Genomic DNA, 18,059 nt, shown 5'->3' with positions numbered 1-18,059 from the left:
GTCGGATAGAGAGCAGGCTCTCCCGAGAGCGGCCTCAGTAGCTCGGCCATACCCCGGGGGTGGCGAGTTCCAGCAGGTGCCCGTCGGGATCGCGGTCGGATAGAGAGCAGGCTCTCCCGAGAGCGGCCTCAGTAGCTCGGCCATACCCCGGGGGTGGCGAGTTCCAGCAGGTGCCCGTCGGGATCGCGGAAATACAGGCTTTCTCCGCCCCGCGGCCAGTGGGTGCGACCTTCGATGTCGACGCCGTGGTCGCGCAGTTGGGCCTCCCAGGCCGCCAGATCGCTGGCGGCGATGGCAAAGGCCATGTGTACCCGGCCGCTGCCGTCGTGGGGCGGAATGGTCCCCATGTCGCCGGGGAGGACCACCGTCTCCAGAGTCTCGCCGCGCAGGAACAGCAGCAATACCGACCCCGCCCCGGCGTCGAAGGCGGTGAAACGATGGTCCGCGGTGAAGGGTGTGAGGCCCATCACGCCTTCGAAGAAGGTCTGGGCCCGTGCCATGTCCTCCACGTAGAGGGCTGTCTCCAGTACCCCGTTGAGTTCGGGCATTCGGCTTGCTCCCTGTGGCCTCCTGGTTATCAGCCTAGCAGTCCCGTGGCTGAGGCCGCGGGCGGCCTCGTCGGGCAGGCTTCAGCGAGTCGGCCCCCAGAACCACCAGGCAATCAGGACGATCAGCGCCAGGCCGGCGAGATTGACGATCCAGCTCATGTGGAGGCCTCCTGTTGGTGAATGGATGGTGTTCTGGTGGATGACGCGCCGGCGTTCCTGGGGCGGAAGGCGCGCAGGCGGCTGGCGTTGCCGACCACGGTGATCGAGGAGGCCGACATGGCGGCGCCGGCGATGACCGGCGACAGCAGGCTGCCGGTCAGCGGATAGAGCGCGCCGGCGGCGATGGGGATGCCGAGCACGTTGTAGCCGAAGGCGCCTACCAGGTTCTGTTTGATATTGGTCAGCGTCGCGCGGCTGATGGCGATGGCGTCGGCCACGCCGTTCAGCGAGTCGCGCATCAGGGTGATGCCGGCGCTCTCGATCGCTACGTCGGTGCCCTGGCCAATGGCGAAGCCGACGTCGGCGCGGGCCAGCGCCGGGGCGTCGTTGATGCCGTCGCCGACCATGCCGACCGTCTCTCCGTTGGCCTGGCGCCGCTCGATCTCGGCGTGCTTGTCCTCGGGCAGCAGCCCGGCGCGGACCTCATCGATGCCGACCTCGTCGGCGATGGCGCGGGCGGTGTGCGCGTTGTCGCCGGTCAGCATCACGATGGTCAGCCCTTCGTCTCGCAGGCGCGCGACGGCCTCCTGGGCATCGGCACGCAGCGGGTCGCTGACGCCAAACAGGGCGACGAGCTGGCCGTCGACGGCCAGTTGAACCACGGTGCGTGCCTGGCCTTCGAGCTCGTCGACGCGGTCCTTGCCCGGGGTGAGTTCGACGCCGGCCTCCTCGAGCAGGCGGGCGTTGCCGAGCAGCAGCGTCCGGCCGTCGGGCGTGCTGGCGCGCACGCCGCCGCCGGTCACGCTGGTGAAGTCGCGGATCTCGGCGGCGTCGGCGCCCTGTGCCTCGGCGTGGGCGAGCAGGGCGCTGGCCAGCGGGTGCTCGGAGCCGCGCTCCAGCGCCGCCACCCAGCCGAGCGCTTCCTGTTCGTCACCCTTGAGAATCTCGGCCTCGGTGAGGCGCGGCTTGCCTTCGGTGAGGGTGCCGGTCTTGTCCACCACCAGTGTGGTGAGACGGCTGGCGGTCTGCAGCGCCTCGCCGCTTCTCACCAGCACGCCATATTCGGCGGCCTTGCCGACGCCGATCATGGTGGAGATCGGCGTGGCCAGGCCCAGCGCACAGGGGCAGGCGATGATCAGCACCGTGCTGGCGGTGACCAGCATGTGCAGCACGCGCGGCTCGGTGCCGAAATTGAACCAGACCAGCGCGGTGAGCACGGCGATGATCATCACCGACGGCACGAAGATGCCGGAAATTGTGTCGGCGAGCCGGCCGATGGGCGGCCGCGAGGCCTGGGCGCGGGCCACCTGCTCGGTGATGCGGCCGAGCCGGGTGTCGGCGCCGACTCGGGTGGCCCGATAGACCAGCCCGCCCTGGCCGTTGACGGTGCCGGCGCTGACCTCGTCGCCGGCCGCCTTGGCTACCGGAGCGGGCTCGCCGGTGAGCATGGACTCGTCGAGGTGGCTCTCGCCCTCGAGGACTTCGCCGTCCACCGGCAGGCGCTCGCCGGGGCGTACGCGCAGCCGGTCGCCCTCGCGCACCTCGTCGATATCGACTTCGAACTCCCGGCCGTCGCGGATCACCCGGGCGGTGCGGCTCTGCAGGTCGAGTAGGCGGCGCAGGGCGTCGCTGGTGCGGCCCTTGGCCTTCAGCTCCAGGGCGTTGCCCAGCAGCACCAGGCCGATCACCATCGCCGAGGCCTCGAAGTAGAGGCCGCGGGCCATTTCGGGCAGGGCCTCGGCGAAGGCCACTACCGCCATGGAGTAGAGCCAGGCGGTGCCGGTGCCCATGGCGATCAGGGTGTCCATGTTGGCCTGGTGATGGCGCAGGTTCTTCCAGGCATTGCGGAAGAAGTGCCGGCCGGGCCCGGCCATCACGGCCAGGGTCAGCAGGCCCACCACCAGCCAGAACCATCGGCCGGCGCCGAGCGGTTGGGGGTGATAGACGAACATGCTGACCATCAGCGGCACGGCCAGCGCCAGCGACAGGGCGCTGCCGCGCATCCGGCGGCGATACTCGACGGCGTCGCGATCGGCGCGTACCCGCTCGGCTTCGCGCAGGTCGAGGATCGGTTCGGCGCCGTAGCCGGCCGCGTCCACGGCGTCGATCAGCGCCTGGGTATCGGCGCTGCCGCGCACCTGGGCGGTGTGGTTGCCGAGATTGACCGTGGCCGATTCGACGCCAGTCGTGCGCTCCAGCGCCTGTTGCACGCTCTTCACGCAGCCGGCGCAGGTCATGCCGGTGATGGAGAGGCGCTGGGTGGTGTCGCCATCGTCGTCACCCTCGCTATGGCTGTTGGCCTGCGGCGCCAGCGTGGTTTCCGGCGCGGGCTCGGGGGCAGCCTCGGCCGCGGCGCCCGGCTCGAGGGACGATGCCTCGGGCGGATAGCCGGCGTCCGCCAGTACCCGGTCCAGCTCGGCGTCGCTCAGTGTGCTCACGACCTCGAGGCGATGCTCGGCGGGCGTGCCGATGACGTCGGCCTCGGCGTCCTGGGCTTGGATGGCCTCGCGCATGCGCTTGACGCAGCCTTGGCAGCTCATGGCGGGGATGTCGCGCGTACGTTGCGTCGGCGAGCTACTCATGACGATGTCTCCTGGTGGGGAGGGGCCGTTCGCGGCGACGGCTCCAGCGGCTCGGGGAAGCTCTCGATCAGCCGGCACAGGCTGTGGCCGTCGGGCGTGCCGTCGGGCAGGCGCTCCCAGGCACCCAGCGCTTCTTCCATGCGATTGGCGAGGGCCTCTAGCTCCTGGATGCGGGCCCGAATCTCCGGCAGGCGGTGGGCCAGCAGGTCTCGAACCAACGGGCAGGGGGAATCGCCGCGGTCGGACTGCTCGAGGATCTCGCGGATCTCGGCGACGCCAAAGCCCAGGGTGCGGGCCCGTTGGATGAAGCGCAGCCGGCGCAGGTCGTCATCGTCGTAGAGCTGGTAACCGTTGTCTGGATCGCGCTCGGGGGACAGCAGCCCTTCACGGGTGTAATGGCGCACGGTCTCGGCGGTAACGCCGGCCCTGCGGGCGAGTTCGCTGACCTTCATGCCATCGGCTCCTGGGTCATGGGATGAATGAAGTGTAAAACCCTTGGGTTACACAAAGGTCAAGCGCCCGTCGGCTCTCGCCGAGGCTTCTACCGGTGTCATGGCTAACTCTCTGATGTGCCAGGGCATGAAACGGCTGTCCTACCAAAGTATTAGCGAATTAGAGATTAAAACGAACGTTTGGCCTTGAACCCTTGAGGGGATTCTGCAAACACTGTCGTCAGCACCTGAGTCATCACCCGAATCATCACAACAACAGTGACAACGACAGCCACAACAACAGTCACAACGACAGCCATCGAAAAGGATGCCCAGCGCCATGCAGATCACGCCCCGTACGCTCACCGTCGCCATCGCTCTGGCCTCCGCGACCCTGGCAGCCGGCCAGGCCGCCGCCTCCGGCTTCCAGGTCCGCGAGCAAAGCGCCAAGACCCTGGCCAATGCCTTCTCCAACTCCGCCGCCGGCGCCGAGGACGCCAGCTTCATGGCCTACAACCCGGCCGCCATCGGCAACATCGATGGCAGCCAGGTGGCCGGTGGCGTGTCCTATATCGATGCCACCTTCGAACTGCAGGATGCCGAGGCATCCAACGTGCTCGGCATGCCCTATTTCTCCGATGCCTCGGGGGAGGGGGGGGAGTCGGCCGTGGTGCCGAGCTTCGCCGCCAAGACCCAGTTGAACGAGCGCTGGGACCTGGGGCTGGCGATCTACTCGCCCTATGGGCTGTCCACCAAATACGATGAGGACTGGATCGGTCGCTATCACGCCATCGAAACCGAGCTGAAGACGATCGACATCCAGCCAACGCTCAACTATCGGGCCACCGATCGCCTCAACCTGGCGGTCGGCCTGCGCGCGCAATATGCCGATGCGACGCTGTCCAACGCCATCGACTTCGGCGCCGCGGCGGCGCAGATGGGGAGCCCGCTGGCGACCCCGGGGCAGAATGATGTCATCGGTGAGCTGACTGGCGACGACTGGGGCTATGGCTATACCCTCGGGGCGCTGTTTCAGGCTACCGAACGCACCCGCTTCGGCGTCAGCTATCGCTCCGAGGTCGACTTGACGCTGGAGGGCGACCTCGATGTCTCGGGCACCGATCCGCTCTCCGATGGAGCCATCGCCGCGGGTCAGGTGTCCGATATGGGGGGCTCCGCCGATTTGACCACCCCGGCCAGCCTGAATCTGGGGGTCAACCACCAGTTGACCGATCGTTTGACGGTCATGGCCAACGCCGAGTGGACCGAGTGGAGCAGCTTCGATGAGCTGGTGGTGGAGTTCGAGGACGGCTCCAACAGCACCACCACCGAGAACTGGGACGACACCTGGGCCTTTTCGGTGGGGGCGAACTACGCGCTGAACCAGCAGTGGACCCTGCGCGGCGGCCTGGGCATCGACCAGACGCCGGTGCCGGACGCCCAGCACCGCACCCCGCGGGTGCCGGATTCCGATCGCCGCTGGGCTTCGCTGGGTGCCACCTACCAGCCGACCCAGAACCTGGGCATCACCGCCGGCTATCTGCACATCTTCGGTGACGACGTCGACATGGATCAGGACGCAACCCCGACCAACGAGAACGCCTCTCGCGGCAACCTCTCGGGCAACTACGAGGTCGAGGCCGACGTCTTCGCGCTGTCGATGGATTATCGCTTCTAGTCGCGGCACGCCGGCTTCGGCGATTCGCCCGGCGACTCAGCCACCCCGGCCATCGGCCGGGGTTTTTCTTGGGGGAGAGGGCGTGATCAGGCGGTCTGGGCGTCGAGGAAGGCCGCCCGCATCAGCTCACGGGTATAGGCTTCTCGAGGCGCCTCGAACAGTGCCTGGGTGTCGCCCTGCTCGACCACTTCGCCCTGTTTCATCACCAGCACGGTATCGGCCAGGGCGCGGACCACGGCCAGGTCATGGCTGATGAACAGGTAGGTCAGGCCATGGCGGCGCTGCAGGTCGCGGAGCAGCTCGATTACCGTGGCCTGCACCGAGCGATCCAGCGCCGAGGTGGGCTCGTCGAGCAGCAGGAACTCGGGTTTTAGCACCAGCGCACGGGCGATGGCGATGCGTTGGCGCTGGCCTCCGGAGAACTCGTGGGGATAGCGCCGACGCATCGCCGGGTCGAGGGCCACCTCGCCCAGCGCCTCCTGGACTCGGGCATCGCGCTCCCGGGCGGTGAGTTCCGGAGCGTGCACTCGCAGGCCTTCGCCGACGATCTCGCCCACCGTCATGCGCGGCGACAGTGAGCCGAAGGGATCCTGGAAGACCACCTGCATCCGCGAGCGCAGCGGTCGCATGGCGGCGCTGTCGAGGCCGCCCAGGGCGGTGTCCTCGAAGCGGATGTCGCCGCGGCTGTCGAGCAGCCGCAGCAGGGCGCGTCCCAGCGTCGACTTTCCGGAGCCGGACTCACCGACGATGCCTACCGTCTGCCCTCGGCGAATCGCCAGTTCGATGCCGCGTACCGCCTCGAAATATGTCGAGGGGCGAAAGAGCCGTTTCTTGAGCGGGAAGCGTACCCGCACGCCATGCGCCTCGAGCAGCATCGGGGCGTCCTCGGTAACCGGCGTCTTGCGGCCCCGTGGCTCAGCGTCGATCAGCATCCGCGTGTAGTCATGCCGGGGGGCGTCGAACAGCGCCCGGGTCTCGCCGCTTTCTACCAGCTCGCCCTGGCGCATCACGCACACTCGGTCGGCGAAGTGGCGCACGATGCCCAGGTCATGGGTGATGAACAGGATGGCCATGCCATAGCGTTGTTGCAGGTCCTTGAGCAGGGCCAGGATCTGCGCCTGAACGGTGACGTCGAGCGCCGTGGTCGGTTCGTCGGCGATCAGCAGCTTGGGCTCGCAGGCGAGCGCCATGGCGATCATCACCCGCTGGCGCTGGCCGCCGGACAGTTCGCGGGGATAGCTGTCGAGGCGTCGCTCGGGCTCGGGAATGCCGACCTGCTCGAGCAGCTCCCGGACCCGTTCGCGGGCGGCGCGTCCCTTCAGGCCGCGGTGACGTTCGAGCACCTCGGCGATCTGGCGACCGATGCGATGCAGGGGATTGAGCGAGGTCATCGGCTCCTGGAAGATCATCGCGATGTCGTTGCCGCGTAGCCGGCGCAGGCGCTTCGGCGTCGCGGCCAGCAGGTCCTCGCCCTCGAAGCGGATGGCCCCGCGGGTGCGGGCCAGGTCCGGGAGCAGGCCCATGGCGGCGGTGGAGGACACCGACTTGCCGGAGCCGGACTCGCCGACCAGGGCCAGGGTCTCGCCCGCCTCGATGCGGTAGCTGACGTGCTTGACGGCAGACACAGTGCCGTGGGGCAGGGCGAAGTCGACGCACAGTTCGTCGACCTCGAGCAATGGGGTTGTCATCTTTCACTCCTGGTATCGCTCATGTGCGTGACATGGGAATGCCGATTTATGTCGCGAGCGAAGAGAGGTTGGTTACCGCCGGCGCGCGGCAACCAGTCTTGACTGGCTGCGCATTGAGGATTGCGACGGTCCGACGCTTCGGCACCGCCGGGGGCCAGCTCTTTGTCTCAACTACGCGAGCGCAGCAATAAATCGGTGCTTCCATCAGCGTGTCTTGGGGTCCAGGGCGTCCCTCAGCCCATCGCCCAGGAAGTTGAGGCAGAACAGCGTCAGCGCCAGGAACACCGAGGGCACCAGCAGCATCCAGGGGGCCGTCTGCATCATGTCGGTGCCCTCGCTGATCAGCACCCCCCAACTGGTCAGCGGCTCCTGCACGCCGAGCCCCAGGAACGACAGGAAGCTCTCCAGCAGGATCACCTTGGGCACGGTGAGGGTGACGTAGACGATCACCGGGCCGATGGCGTTGGGAATCAGGTGGCGGGTGACGATCTTGCGATCCTTGACGCCCAGGGCATGGGCGGCCTCGATGAACTCGCGTCGCTTGAGTGCCAGCGTCTGGCCGCGCACGATGCGCGCCATGTCCAGCCACTCCACGGCACCGATGGCGGCGTAGATCAGCAGGATGTTGCGGCCGAATACCACCATCAGCAGGATCACCAGGAACATGAACGGCAGCGAGTACATGATGTCGACGAAGCGCATCATCAGGTTGTCGACGCGCCCGCCGAGGTAACCGGAGACGGCGCCGTAGAGCACGCCGATCGCCAGGCTGACCAGGGTCGCCACCAGCGCTACGGACAGCGAGACGCGGCCGCCGTAGAGGGTGCGGGTGAGCAGGTCGCGGCCGTTGGCGTCGGTGCCCAGCCAGTGGCCGCCGTCGAGGGTCGGAGCGACGCCGAAGGCGTTCCAGTCGACATCGGCCAGCCCCCAGGGCGTCAGCCAGGGACCGGCCACGCAGACCAGGGTGATCGTGGCGAGCAGCCACAGGCTGGCCATGGCGGCCTTGTTCTGCTTGAGCCGGCGCCAGGCCTCGCGGCCGAGGCTGTCGCCGGCCATGCCGGCATCGGCGTCGGGAGTCAGGGAGCGTGAGGTCATGGCATCAGTCGTCATAGCGGATTTGCGGGTCGAGGGCGGAATAGAGCAGGTCGACGACCAGGTTGAGCAGCACGATCAGCGCGCCGTAGAACACCACCGTGCCCATCACCAGGGTGTAGTCGCGGTTGAGCGCGCCCTGGACGAAGTAGCGGCCGATGCCGGGGATGCCGAAGATCTGCTCGATCACCACCGAGCCGGTGATGATCCCGGCGATCGCCGGGCCCAGGTAGGAGACCACCGGCAGCAGCGCCGGGCGAATGGCGTGGCGCCATACCACCAGGCGTTCGCTGAGGCCCTTGGCGCGGGCGGTGCGGATGTAGTGACTGCCCAGCACCTCGATCATGCTGGCGCGCATCATGCGGGCGATGTAGGCGATCTGCTGGATCGACAGCGCCACCACCGGCAGCACCAGGTTGGGCAGGGCGCCGTCGTTCCAGCCGCCGGCGGGCAGCCAGCCGAGCAGCACCCCGAACACCAGCGCCAGCAGCGGGGCGACCACGAAGTTGGGGACCGCGATGCCGGCCAGGGCGGTACCCATCACCGCGTAGTCGATGGCGCTGTTGCGATTCAGTGCGGCGGCAATGCCCAGCGGTAGGCCGAGCGCCAGCGCCAGCAGGATCGCCAGCCCGCCGATCTCCAGGCTGACCGGGAAGCCCTGCAGGATCAGCTCGGTGACGCTGAAGTCCTTGTACTTGAAGGAAGGGCCGAAGTCGCCCTGCAGCAGGTTGCCGAGATAGCGCAGGTACTGCTGGGGCAGCGGTTCGTCGAGGTGATAGGCGGCCATCAGGTTGGCCTCGATCTCCGGCGGCAGGGCGCGCTCGCCGTCGAAGGGGCCGCCGGGGGCCACCCGCATCAGGAAGAAGGCGATGGTGATGACGATCAGCATCGTCGGGATCGCCTGCAGCAGGCGCTTGAGGGAGTAGCTCAGCATGGCGGCAGGCTCCGGGAACGGTATCGGGGTCGAACGGGCATGGGGCGTCTCCTCCTGTAGCGGATGTCACAGGGCATGCGGGGCCAAAGTGAGTTCAGCCGGGGCGGCAGGGCCGTCCCCGGCAGAAAGGGGCTAGTCAGCGAAGGGAGCTAGTCGGCGAAGTGGACCCAGCGCGAGGGATGGTCGTCCTCGATGTTGTCCTCCCAGCCCGCCAGGCGGGTATTCACCAGGTTGCGCGAGACGTAATACAGCATCGGGATCAGCGCATCGTCCTCCAGTGCCAGGGCTTCGGCCTGCTCCAGGAGTTGCTGGCGCTCGTCCAGGTCCAGCGTGTCGGCGGCCTGGTCGAGCAGGGCGTCGTAGTCCGGGTTGGAGTAGGCGCCGTAGTTGTTGCCAACCCCGGTGTGCAGCAGGGAGAGGAAGTTCTCGGCGTCGTTGTAGTCGGCGATCCAGCCGGCCCGAGCGATGTCGAAGTCGCCCTCGGCGATGGTCTGGTAATGCACCGTGGCCTCGGCGTTGATCATCTCGACCTCGACGCCCAGCGGACGCCACATGGCCGCCATGGCCACGGCGATCTTCTTGTGCTCGTCGGTGGTGTTGTAGCGCAGGCGCAGGTGCAGCGGATTGTCGGGGCCGTAGCCGGCCGCCTCGAGCAGTTCGCGGGCGCGGGCCAGGCGGGCGTCCATGTCGCCCTCGAGGGCCATTTCCTGGACGTCGTAGTGGGCGATGCCGTCGGGCACGAAGGACAGCGCCGGCTGGAAGGTGCCGCCCATGATCTGCTCGGAAATCACGTTGCGGCGGGCCGCCAGGTTGAGCGCCTCGCGCACGCGAGGATCGGTGGTGGGGTGCCCCTCGCGGTGGTTGAAGGCGTAGTAGTAGCTGCCGAGGTAGGTGCTCATGTGGGTGGCCTCGGGCAGTTCGTCCTTGAGCAGGCCGTACATGCTCGAGGAGTACTCGCGCATGATGTCGAGCTCTCCGGCGCGGAAGCGCGAGACCCCGGCGTTGCGGTCCTCGATGGTGTGATAGGTCACGCCGTCCAGCGTCACGTCCTCGGCGTCGTAGTACTCGGGGTTGGGGCGCACGTCGATGTGCGACTGGGAGACCCACTTCACGGGGGTAAAGGCGCCGTTGGTGACGATGTGATCGAGCTTGACCCAGTCGTCGCCGTACTGCTCGTGGGTGTGCTTGGGCGCCGGATAGGCGGTGTAGTGGGTCAACTGCTGGAGGAAGTAGGGCGTCGGCGCATCGAGGGTGACCTGAAAGGTGCGGCCGTCGTCTAGAGAGGCCACGCCCAGCGCCTCGGGCGGCTGCTCGCCGGTGTTGACCGCTTCGGCGCCCGCCACCGGATAGAGCATGTAGGCGTACTTGGAGGCATTGGCCGGGTCGAGCAGGTGGCGCCAGCCGAACACGAAGTCCTCGGCGGTGACCGGCTCGCCGTCGGACCAGGCCGCGTCCTCGCGCAGGTGGAAGGTATAGGTCAGGCCGTCCTCTGAGATCTCCCAGGACTCGGCCATGCCGGGCAGCAGTTCGCCGTCGGGGGACTTCTTGACCAGGCCCTCGTAGACGTCCATCAGGATCTGGGACTCCCAGATGCCACCCGAGACCTGGGAGGTGTCGAAGGAGGCGAGCTCGCCGGTGACGCCGATGTCGAGGGTCTCGGCGAAGGCGGACGAAGAAAGGCAGGTCGAAGCCAGCAGCAGGCCGCCGGCGAAAAGGCGCGTCTTGCGCATGGGTCACTCCTTGGTTTGTGGTTGTTGGAGTCGTTCGAGTGCTAAATGGCTGTTCCTCACCTTCGCTGAGACCCCGAACGGGGTCCATTTGAAATTGCGCATGGGCTTATCCACGAATTCGATACCCCCGCGGTAGTGCCCGCGGCGGGATGGTCGGAGGCGGTGCATTTCGCTACACTGTGCGTCTTTTCTCCGCCGCCGACGCCATGCCGTCGGCGCGCGCCTCATCTCTCTTGGATTCAGGCGACACCCATGCTGGAAACCAACCCGATCAACCACCTCATCAAGGACCTGTCTGAGCGGACAGATGTCCTGAGGGGGTATCTTTGACTATGCCGAGAAGAAGGATCGGCTAGAGGAAGTCACCCGCGAACTCGAGGACCCCAATGTCTGGAGCGATCCGGACTATGCCCAGAAACTGGGCAAGGAACGGGCGACCCTCGAGGCGATCGTGTCCACCATCGACGAGCTGGATCAGGGCCTGGCCGACAGCGCCGACCTGCTGGAACTGGCCGAGATGGAGGAGGACGAGGGCACCGTCGAGGAGGTACAGCGCGAGCTGGAGGGGCTGCAGGCCAGCCTCGAGAAGCTCGAGTTCCGGCGCATGTTTGCCGGCGAGATGGACGAGAACAACGCCTATCTCGACATCCAGGCGGGTTCCGGCGGCACCGAGGCCCAGGACTGGGCCAACATGCTGCTGCGCATGTACCTGCGCTGGGCCGAGCATCACGGCTTCAAGGCCGAGATCATCGAGCTCTCCGCCGGCGAGGTGGCGGGCATCAAGTCGGCCTCCGTGCATGTTCAGGGCGAGTACGCCTTCGGCTGGCTGCGTACCGAGACCGGCGTGCATCGCCTGGTGCGCAAGAGTCCGTTCGACTCCGGCGGTCGTCGCCATACCTCCTTCGCCTCGGTGTTCCTGTCGCCGGAGGTGGACGACAGCTTCGAGATCGAGATCAATCCCTCGGACCTGCGCGTCGACACCTACCGCTCCAGCGGCGCCGGCGGTCAGCACGTCAACACCACCGATTCGGCGGTGCGGATCACCCACGAGCCGACCGGTATCGTGGTGGCCTGCCAGAACCAGCGCAGCCAGCACGCCAACCGCGACTTCGCCATGAAGCAGCTCAAGGCGAAGCTGTGGGAACACGAGATGGAGAAGCGCAACGCCGCCAAGCAGGCGGCCGAGGACTCCAAGGCCGATATCGGCTGGGGCAGCCAGATCCGCTCCTACGTGCTGGACGACCAGCGCATCAAGGATCTGCGCACCGGCGTGCAGTCCAGCAACTGCGACAAGGTGCTGGACGGCGATCTCGACCAGTTCATCGAGGCGAGCCTCAAACAAGGCCTATAGCCCTTAGCGTCGGGTGACGGGTCGCGAGCAGCGGGCAACCAGCTTCCATCGCTCGCGGCCCGTTGCTCGTAGCCCGTAGCCCATTCTTCACAGGTAGCGACATGGCTAACCAGGACACTTCCCAGGACGAGAACCACCTGATCGCGGAGCGCCGCGGCAAGCTGGCCGAGCGCCGCGAGCGCGCCGCCACCGACGGCGGCAGTGCCTTCCCCAACGACTTCCGTCGCGACAGCACCGCCGCTGAGCTTGCCGCCGAGCTGGGCGACAAGGACAAGCCCGAGCTCGAGGCGCTGGCGCGCCCCGCCGCCGTGGCCGGACGCATCATGCGCAAGCGCGGTCCGTTCATCGTCATCCAGGACGCCAGCGGCCAGATCCAGCTCTATGTCGACAAGAAGGGGCTGCCGGCGGAGGTGCTCGAGGACATCAAGGGCTGGGATATCGGCGACATCGTCGCCGGGCGCGGCCCGGTGCACAAGTCGGGCAAGGGTGACCTCTACGTGATGATGGAAGAGGCGCGGCTGCTGACCAAGAGTCTGCGCCCGCTGCCGGACAAGTTCCACGGCCTGACCGACATGGAAGCCCGCTATCGCCAGCGCTACGTGGACCTGATCATGAACCCCGATTCCCGCGAGGTCTTCCAGACCCGCGCCGGGGTGATCAGCGCCATGCGCCGCTTCTTCGAGGATCACGGCTTCATGGAGGTCGAGACGCCGATGCTGCAGCCGATCCCCGGCGGCGCCACGGCCCGGCCCTTCATCACCCACCACAACGCGCTGGACATCGACATGTACCTGCGCATCGCCCCTGAGCTCTATCTCAAGCGCCTGGTGGTGGGCGGCTTCGAGCGGGTCTTCGAGATCAACCGCAACTTCCGCAACGAGGGGCTGTCGACCCGGCACAACCCCGAGTTCACCATGATCGAGTTCTATCAGGCCTATGCCGACTACCAGGACCTGATGGACCTCACCGAAGCCATGCTGCGCGAGGTCACCCAGCGGGTGCTGGGCACCACCGTGGTCACCAACACGGTGCGTGATGCCGAGGGCGAGGTGCTGGAGACCTACGAGTACGACTTCGGCCGCCCGCTGCGCCGGCTCAGCGTGTTCGACGCCATCCTCGAGTACAACCCGGACATCCACGCCGAGTCGCTGGCCGACGAAACCGCCGCACGCCAGATCGCCGAGCGCCTGGACATCGACGTCAAGGACGGCTGGGGGCTCGGCAAGGTGCAGATCGAGATCTTCGAGAAGACCGTCGAGCATCGCCTCCAGCAGCCGACCTTCATCACCGACTACCCGACCGAGGTCAGCCCGCTGGCGCGGCGCAAGGACAGCGATCCCTTCGTCACCGAGCGCTTCGAGTTCTTCGTCGGCGGCCGCGAGATCGCCAACGGCTTCTCGGAGCTCAACGACGCCGAGGACCAGGCCGAGCGCTTCGCCGCCCAGGTGGCCGAGAAGGAGGCCGGCGACGACGAGGCGATGTACTTTGATGCCGACTACGTGCGCGCGCTGGAGTACGGCCTGCCGCCGACCGCCGGCGAGGGCATCGGCATCGACCGGCTGGTGATGTTGCTGACCGACAGTGCTTCGATCCGGGACGTGCTGCTGTTCCCGGCCATGCGCCCTTCAGGGGATTGAAGGCGCTGCGCGTCGGCCAGGCGGCGTTGCGCGGGGTTTCGCTTTGCTCATGTACAAACTCGTACATTCCGCCAGCGACCCCCCGCGCGCCTAGCCTGGCCCTAGCTCGCCGCCTTCCTCGTGTTCCGGTGGGGCCGTGTATGCCCGCATAAGATGGTTCGGTCGGGAAGTGTTGGTAACGAGCGCCGCTGGCGCCCATAATGGCAGCGTTTCGACGTCGAGGAGACCGCGATGAAACTGCTCAACCGTTCCGCCCTGAGCGTCAGGCCGACCCAGCACTTCGTCGACTGGATCAATGACCTGGAGCCCACTCAGGGCGACGATGACCTCTCGCTCGGCGACGTCGAAAGGGAAAGCACCGTCTACCTGATTCCGGAAATGGATACTCCCGAGGCTCTCGAGGCCTTCGTGCGCGAGCGCTATCTCGAGATCCTCGAGACCGAACTGCGCGCCTGGGAAGAAGACGAGCGCCAGTGGCCCGAGACGCTCGACTGGGCGCTGTTCCAACGCTTCCTGCACTTCGAGTACAGCTATCTGGCCATCGACCTCGATGACGAGGCGGCCCTCGAAGTGGCCGAGGTGGACGATAACCTGCTGCTGGAAACGGACCAGGACTAGCAAGACAGCGATGCACTACTGCGCTCGACGACCCAAATGGATGTGGGAAGTGCGATGGTTCGTCGGGAGCGAACCTCGCCAATCTGGCCGCCGGCGGTGCCGAAACGTCGGACCGCCCAATCCTCATTGAGCGGCAAGTCAACTCCGGTTGCGCTGCTCCGGCGTCAGCCAGGCTAGGCGCCCCTGCTTATCTTCGCTCGTGACGTGACTCGATGCCTTGCCGCTTCGGAGTTCCACGAGTGTTTCAAAACCGGCTGAGGCCGGTTTTCTTGTCAGCGACGATCCAACATGAGCCGACTCTTCTCGAACCGCCCCGGCGACGATGGCCTGCCGGGTTCCGAACGCCGTATCGCTGTGCTGGCGCTGATCCTCGGCACCACCATGGCAGTGATGGACAACTCCATGGTCAACCTGGCGCTGCCGTCCATCGCCGCCGATCTCGAGGTGGCCTCGGCCGATGCGGTCTGGGTGACCAACCTCTTTCAGGTGACCTGCGCGGGCTTTCTGCTGGTCTTCGCCGCCTTGAGCGAGCTGGTCGGCCGGCGTCGTATCTATATGGGCGGACTGGCGTTGTTCGCCGTGGCCGCGCTGGGCTGTGCGCTGTCGCGCAGCCTGGAATCGCTGCTGGCGTTTCGCGCCCTGCAGGGCATGGCGGCGGCGGCGACGCTGTCGATCGGCCCGTCGCTGTATCGCGTCATCTTTCCCTCGCGGCTGTTGGGCAGCGCCCTGGGATTGAGTTCGCTGGTGGTGGGCATCGGCTACGCCGCCGGGCCGGCGCTGGGTGGTTCGATTCTCTCGGTGGCGAGCTGGCCCTGGCTGTTCGCTCTGCCGGCGTTGCCGGCGCTGGGTGCCGCTGCGCTGGCCTGGCGGGCTCTGCCCAGGGAGGCGGGCCGGCGCGGCGGCTTCGACGGCTGGGGGGCGCTGCTGGCGATGGCCACGCTGGGCTGCTTCTTCGCGGCGCTGGACGGCAACGGCGCCGAGCTGCCCGGGCTCGCGACCCTCGGTTGGCTTGCTCTCGGCGTGATCGCCGGAACCGCCTTCCTGGCCCGCCAGCGCCGCGCGCCCTATCCGCTGATGGCGCTATCGATGTTTGCCGAGCGGCGCTTCAGCCTGGCCCTCTCCTCCCAGGGGCTGGCCTTCGTCGGCCAGGGGCTGGCCTTCGTTGCGCTGTCCTTCCTGTATCAACAGGAGATGGGCTTCACGCCGCTGGAAACCGCCTGGCTGTTCACGCCCTGGCCGCTGACCATCATGGTGGCCGGGCCGCTCGCCGGGCGTCTGGCCGACCGCTTCAATCCTAGCCTGCTGAGTTCGGCGGGCCTGGTGCTGCTGATGGCCGGTCTGGCCAGCCTGGCGTTGCTCGAGGCCGATGCCGACGTGTTCGACTGCCTGTGGCGCACGGCGCTGTGCGGACTTGGCTTCGGCTTCTTCCAGCCGCCCAACAATCGCGAGCTGATGGGCAGCGTGCCGGCCGAGAAGAGCGCCAACGCCTCGGGTGTGATGAGCACCACCCGGACCGTGGGGCAGTCGCTGGGCGTGGCCCTGGTCGGCGCTTGCCTGGCCGCCGGGGCCCCGATACAAACGACGCTATGGGCCGGTATGGCGACCACCGGATTGTCGCTACTGGCCAGTCTCGGGCGCGTCTCGATGGCCGGCGAAGCGCAGCGTGCCCGTCGTCGCGCCGCGACCGAACGCGTACAATGATCCCCGGTACATGATCCCCGACACTCACCAGCGGAACGCCGAGATGAGCATCCAGTCGACCATCGAGCACAAGCTCCAGGCCCTCGAGCCCACCTACCTGTCGGTGGAGAACGAGAGCCACAAGCACAACGTGCCCGCCAATTCCGAGACCCACTTCAAGGTGACCCTGGTGTCGCCGCGCTTCGCCGGCATGATGCCGGTGAAGCGCCACCAGCAGATCTACGCCCTGCTGGCCGATGAGCTGGCGGGTCCCGTGCATGCCCTGGCCTTGCACCCCTATACCCCCGAGGAGTGGCAGGCCCGCGGCGAGGCGCGACCGGATTCCCCCGACTGCCGGGGCGGCGGGCACTCGTGACCACCGAGCCCCAGCGGCTGCAATACCTGGAGGCCATGGGCCTGACGGCCTGGACGGCCCGCTATCGGCTGCCCAATGCTCGGCCCACCGAGGCCTGCGAATGGGAGCTGCCGACGCCCGCCGAGTCGGCTCGCCAGGCGCCCGCCGAACGCCTCCAGGCGCTTCTCGACACGCCCGCAGAGCCCGCACCGGCGCCCACCGCGCCCCAGGCCGAGCCGCATGAAAGGCCCGCAGGGCCGCGCAAGGCGAGAGCCCTGCTCGGCGGCGTGGTGCCCGAGGCGGCGACGGTCGATGAGGCGTCGGCAGCGGATGCCGGGACCGATGCGGCCGAAGAGGCTGCCCCGCAGGAGGCGCTGCGGTTTGCCCTTCAGGTGGCTTGCCTGGATGGTCGTTGGCTGGTGGTACTGCCGGGTGAGGCGGCACCCTCGCCGGTAGCCCAGCGGCTGCTGGCCAATCTGCTGCGTGCCGCCGGTGTCACGCCGGAACAGCCGCCGGCCTTCGAATCCTTCCACTGGCCCCAGATCGAGGGGCTGCCGGTACAGGCGCCCCTGGACGAGGCCCGTCAGGGGCTTGCGGCCTTCCTGGCCGGTCGGGCGCGTCGTGGCTGGGCTCCGGAGCGGCTGCTGGTGTTCGGCGAGGACGCGGTCCTGGGGACGGTGCTGGCCATCGAGGCCGAGCGCGCGACGGCGCTGGACTTGCCGGCCTGGCAGGGCCCCTCACTGGATGCCATGGCGGGCAGCGCCGAGCTCAAGCGTCAACTGTGGCCGCGGCTCGCCCGTTGGCATCGAGACTGGTGCGGCGAGGCCGACGATGACTGAGCCGCGACTGCGCGAGCTTGCGGTCGCGGACCTGGCGGCACTGGCGGCCCTGGAGGAAGCCGGGCAGGTTCAGCCCTGGCCCGCAGAGCGGTTCGAGGCCGTGCTGGTCTCGGCGCAGCATGCCGTACTGGGGTTGGAGGACGCGACGGGATTGATCGGCCATGCGGTGCTGGCGCGCCAGCCCTTCGATGCCGAGCTCGAGGCGATCCTGGTGTCGCCGGCGCGGCGCGGCGAGGGCCTGGCCTCGCGGTTGCTGGCGGCGGTGATCTCGCGCGCCTGCGAATGGGGAGCCGAAAGGCTGCTGCTGGAGGTCAGGGCGGGTAACGCCCCGGCGATTGCCCTTTACCGGCGAGCGGGGCTCGAGGAAGACGGGCGCCGGCGCGGCTATTATCCGCCGCTGGCCGGCGCCCGCCGGGAGGACGCACTGCTGATGTCTCGCCCCCTGACCGAGGGGTGAGCGTGTCTCAGCCGGCTTGCTGCTCGGCAGTGCTGCCGGTCTCGACGTCGTCGAACTTGCCCAGCAGCGCGGACAGGCGGCGCTCCCAATCTTCGCGCTCTTGCTTGAGGCGCGTGTTCTCCTCGCGCAGCTCCTCGGCTTCCATCTTCATCAATTCCAGGGCCTCCACGGCGCTGGCGACTTTCTGTTCGAGCTGATTGAAGAGTTCGATGCTCATCCGTTTCTCCTGACGATGTCCGTGGGGCAGGCAGCCTGGCGGATTTAATGCGTATCTTGTGTG

General features: G+C 67.6%; 16 protein-coding genes. 8 read left to right on the top strand and 8 right to left on the bottom strand.

The window, feature by feature from the left end; translation table 11 throughout:
* Positions 1 to 128 precede the first annotated feature (128 nt).
* The 3 genes from FHR96_RS15925 to FHR96_RS15915 all read right to left on the bottom strand — a co-directional run bounded on the left by FHR96_RS15925 (position 129) and on the right by FHR96_RS15915 (position 3,741).
* Positions 129 to 548: a VOC family protein gene (locus FHR96_RS15925; protein ID WP_183388715.1), complete on the bottom strand. Its 420-nt coding sequence runs from the start codon at positions 546 to 548 to the stop codon at positions 129 to 131.
* 155 nt (positions 549 to 703) lie between these two features.
* Positions 704 to 3,289 carry a heavy metal translocating P-type ATPase gene (locus FHR96_RS15920; RefSeq protein ID WP_183388714.1) on the bottom strand — a complete coding sequence of 862 codons (2,586 nt, stop codon included), beginning with the start codon at positions 3,287 to 3,289 and terminating at the stop codon, positions 704 to 706.
* Positions 3,286 to 3,741 (bottom strand): MerR family transcriptional regulator, encoded by a 456-nt coding sequence (locus tag FHR96_RS15915; protein WP_183388713.1) that lies wholly within the window; start codon positions 3,739 to 3,741, stop codon positions 3,286 to 3,288. Before FHR96_RS15915 ends, FHR96_RS15920 begins: the two co-directional genes overlap by 4 nt.
* Before the next feature lie 319 nt (positions 3,742 to 4,060).
* Between FHR96_RS15915 and FHR96_RS15910 the strand changes: the two genes are divergently transcribed.
* The gene (locus tag FHR96_RS15910) at positions 4,061 to 5,398 is read left to right on the top strand and encodes an OmpP1/FadL family transporter (protein ID WP_221195847.1); all 1,338 of its coding nucleotides are present in this window, start codon (positions 4,061 to 4,063) and stop codon (positions 5,396 to 5,398) included.
* Between the two features lie 86 nt (positions 5,399 to 5,484).
* On the opposite strand, the gene FHR96_RS15905 is transcribed toward FHR96_RS15910, so the two are convergent.
* The 4 genes from FHR96_RS15905 to FHR96_RS15890 form a co-directional block, all read right to left on the bottom strand.
* Positions 5,485 to 7,086, bottom strand: coding sequence for an ABC transporter ATP-binding protein (locus tag FHR96_RS15905; protein ID WP_183388711.1), 1,602 nt, complete (start codon positions 7,084 to 7,086; stop codon positions 5,485 to 5,487).
* Positions 7,087 to 7,290: 204 nt separating this feature from the next.
* Entirely contained in the window at positions 7,291 to 8,181 is an 891-nt protein-coding gene (locus FHR96_RS15900; protein ID WP_246392990.1) for an ABC transporter permease subunit, read from the bottom strand.
* A 4-nt stretch (positions 8,182 to 8,185) separates the two neighbouring features.
* Positions 8,186 to 9,112 (bottom strand): oligopeptide ABC transporter permease OppB, encoded by a 927-nt coding sequence (oppB, locus tag FHR96_RS15895; RefSeq protein WP_183388709.1) that lies wholly within the window; start codon positions 9,110 to 9,112, stop codon positions 8,186 to 8,188.
* 149 nt (positions 9,113 to 9,261) lie between these two features.
* Positions 9,262 to 10,842: a peptide ABC transporter substrate-binding protein gene (locus tag FHR96_RS15890; RefSeq protein WP_183388708.1), complete on the bottom strand. Its 1,581-nt coding sequence runs from the start codon at positions 10,840 to 10,842 to the stop codon at positions 9,262 to 9,264.
* Between the two features lie 252 nt (positions 10,843 to 11,094).
* Between FHR96_RS15890 and prfB the strand changes: the two genes are divergently transcribed.
* The 7 genes from prfB to rimI all read left to right on the top strand — a co-directional run bounded on the left by prfB (position 11,095) and on the right by rimI (position 17,779).
* Positions 11,095 to 12,193, top strand: a protein-coding gene (gene prfB / locus FHR96_RS15885; protein ID WP_343066369.1) for a peptide chain release factor 2 whose coding sequence is annotated in 2 segments (ribosomal slippage) — positions 11,095 to 11,169 and positions 11,171 to 12,193 — 1,098 coding nt in all. Because the reading frame shifts where the segments join, the coding sequence is not laid out codon by codon here.
* A gap of 101 nt (positions 12,194 to 12,294) precedes the next feature.
* Positions 12,295 to 13,830, top strand: coding sequence for a lysine--tRNA ligase (lysS, locus tag FHR96_RS15880; RefSeq protein ID WP_183388707.1), 1,536 nt, complete (start codon positions 12,295 to 12,297; stop codon positions 13,828 to 13,830).
* 231 nt (positions 13,831 to 14,061) lie between these two features.
* On the top strand, positions 14,062 to 14,448 hold the full coding sequence (locus FHR96_RS15875; protein ID WP_183388706.1) for a hypothetical protein: 387 nt from the start codon (positions 14,062 to 14,064) through the stop codon (positions 14,446 to 14,448).
* A 288-nt stretch (positions 14,449 to 14,736) separates the two neighbouring features.
* Positions 14,737 to 16,149, top strand: a complete 1,413-nt coding sequence (locus FHR96_RS15870) for an MFS transporter (protein WP_183388705.1) — start codon at positions 14,737 to 14,739, stop codon at positions 16,147 to 16,149.
* Between the two features lie 43 nt (positions 16,150 to 16,192).
* Complete coding sequence (locus FHR96_RS15865) at positions 16,193 to 16,504, top strand: BolA family protein (RefSeq protein WP_183388704.1); 312 nt, start codon at positions 16,193 to 16,195, stop codon at positions 16,502 to 16,504.
* The gene (locus FHR96_RS15860; protein WP_183388703.1) at positions 16,501 to 17,322 is read left to right on the top strand and encodes a hypothetical protein; all 822 of its coding nucleotides are present in this window, start codon (positions 16,501 to 16,503) and stop codon (positions 17,320 to 17,322) included. The genes FHR96_RS15865 and FHR96_RS15860 overlap by 4 nt, the downstream gene beginning before the upstream one ends.
* On the top strand, positions 17,315 to 17,779 hold the full coding sequence (gene rimI / locus FHR96_RS15855) for a ribosomal protein S18-alanine N-acetyltransferase (protein ID WP_183388702.1): 465 nt from the start codon (positions 17,315 to 17,317) through the stop codon (positions 17,777 to 17,779). Before FHR96_RS15860 ends, rimI begins: the two co-directional genes overlap by 8 nt.
* Positions 17,780 to 17,786: 7 nt before the next feature.
* On the opposite strand, the gene FHR96_RS15850 is transcribed toward rimI, so the two are convergent.
* Entirely contained in the window at positions 17,787 to 17,996 is a 210-nt protein-coding gene (locus tag FHR96_RS15850) for a cell division protein ZapB (protein WP_183388701.1), read from the bottom strand.
* Positions 17,997 to 18,059: the final 63 nt, after the last annotated feature.

The organism is Halomonas organivorans, from assembly GCF_014192055.1.
GTDB lineage: Bacteria > Pseudomonadota > Gammaproteobacteria > Pseudomonadales > Halomonadaceae > Halomonas > Halomonas organivorans.
This window is presented reverse-complemented; position numbering and strand designations above follow the sequence as displayed.

Coding starts and splice junctions, on each gene's coding strand:
- FHR96_RS15925 (WP_183388715.1), bottom strand. CDS start 548: ATGCCCGAACTCAACGGGGTACTGGAGACAGCCCTCTACGTGGAGGAC.
- FHR96_RS15920 (WP_183388714.1), bottom strand. CDS start 3,289: ATGAGTAGCTCGCCGACGCAACGTACGCGCGACATCCCCGCCATGAGC.
- FHR96_RS15915 (WP_183388713.1), bottom strand. CDS start 3,741: ATGAAGGTCAGCGAACTCGCCCGCAGGGCCGGCGTTACCGCCGAGACC.
- FHR96_RS15910 (WP_221195847.1), top strand. CDS start 4,061: ATGCAGATCACGCCCCGTACGCTCACCGTCGCCATCGCTCTGGCCTCC.
- FHR96_RS15905 (WP_183388711.1), bottom strand. CDS start 7,086: ATGACAACCCCATTGCTCGAGGTCGACGAACTGTGCGTCGACTTCGCC.
- FHR96_RS15900 (WP_246392990.1), bottom strand. CDS start 8,181: ATGACCTCACGCTCCCTGACTCCCGACGCCGATGCCGGCATGGCCGGC.
- oppB (WP_183388709.1), bottom strand. CDS start 9,112: ATGCTGAGCTACTCCCTCAAGCGCCTGCTGCAGGCGATCCCGACGATG.
- FHR96_RS15890 (WP_183388708.1), bottom strand. CDS start 10,842: ATGCGCAAGACGCGCCTTTTCGCCGGCGGCCTGCTGCTGGCTTCGACC.
- lysS (WP_183388707.1), top strand. CDS start 12,295: ATGGCTAACCAGGACACTTCCCAGGACGAGAACCACCTGATCGCGGAG.
- FHR96_RS15875 (WP_183388706.1), top strand. CDS start 14,062: ATGAAACTGCTCAACCGTTCCGCCCTGAGCGTCAGGCCGACCCAGCAC.
- FHR96_RS15870 (WP_183388705.1), top strand. CDS start 14,737: ATGAGCCGACTCTTCTCGAACCGCCCCGGCGACGATGGCCTGCCGGGT.
- FHR96_RS15865 (WP_183388704.1), top strand. CDS start 16,193: ATGAGCATCCAGTCGACCATCGAGCACAAGCTCCAGGCCCTCGAGCCC.
- rimI (WP_183388702.1), top strand. CDS start 17,315: ATGACTGAGCCGCGACTGCGCGAGCTTGCGGTCGCGGACCTGGCGGCA.
- FHR96_RS15850 (WP_183388701.1), bottom strand. CDS start 17,996: ATGAGCATCGAACTCTTCAATCAGCTCGAACAGAAAGTCGCCAGCGCC.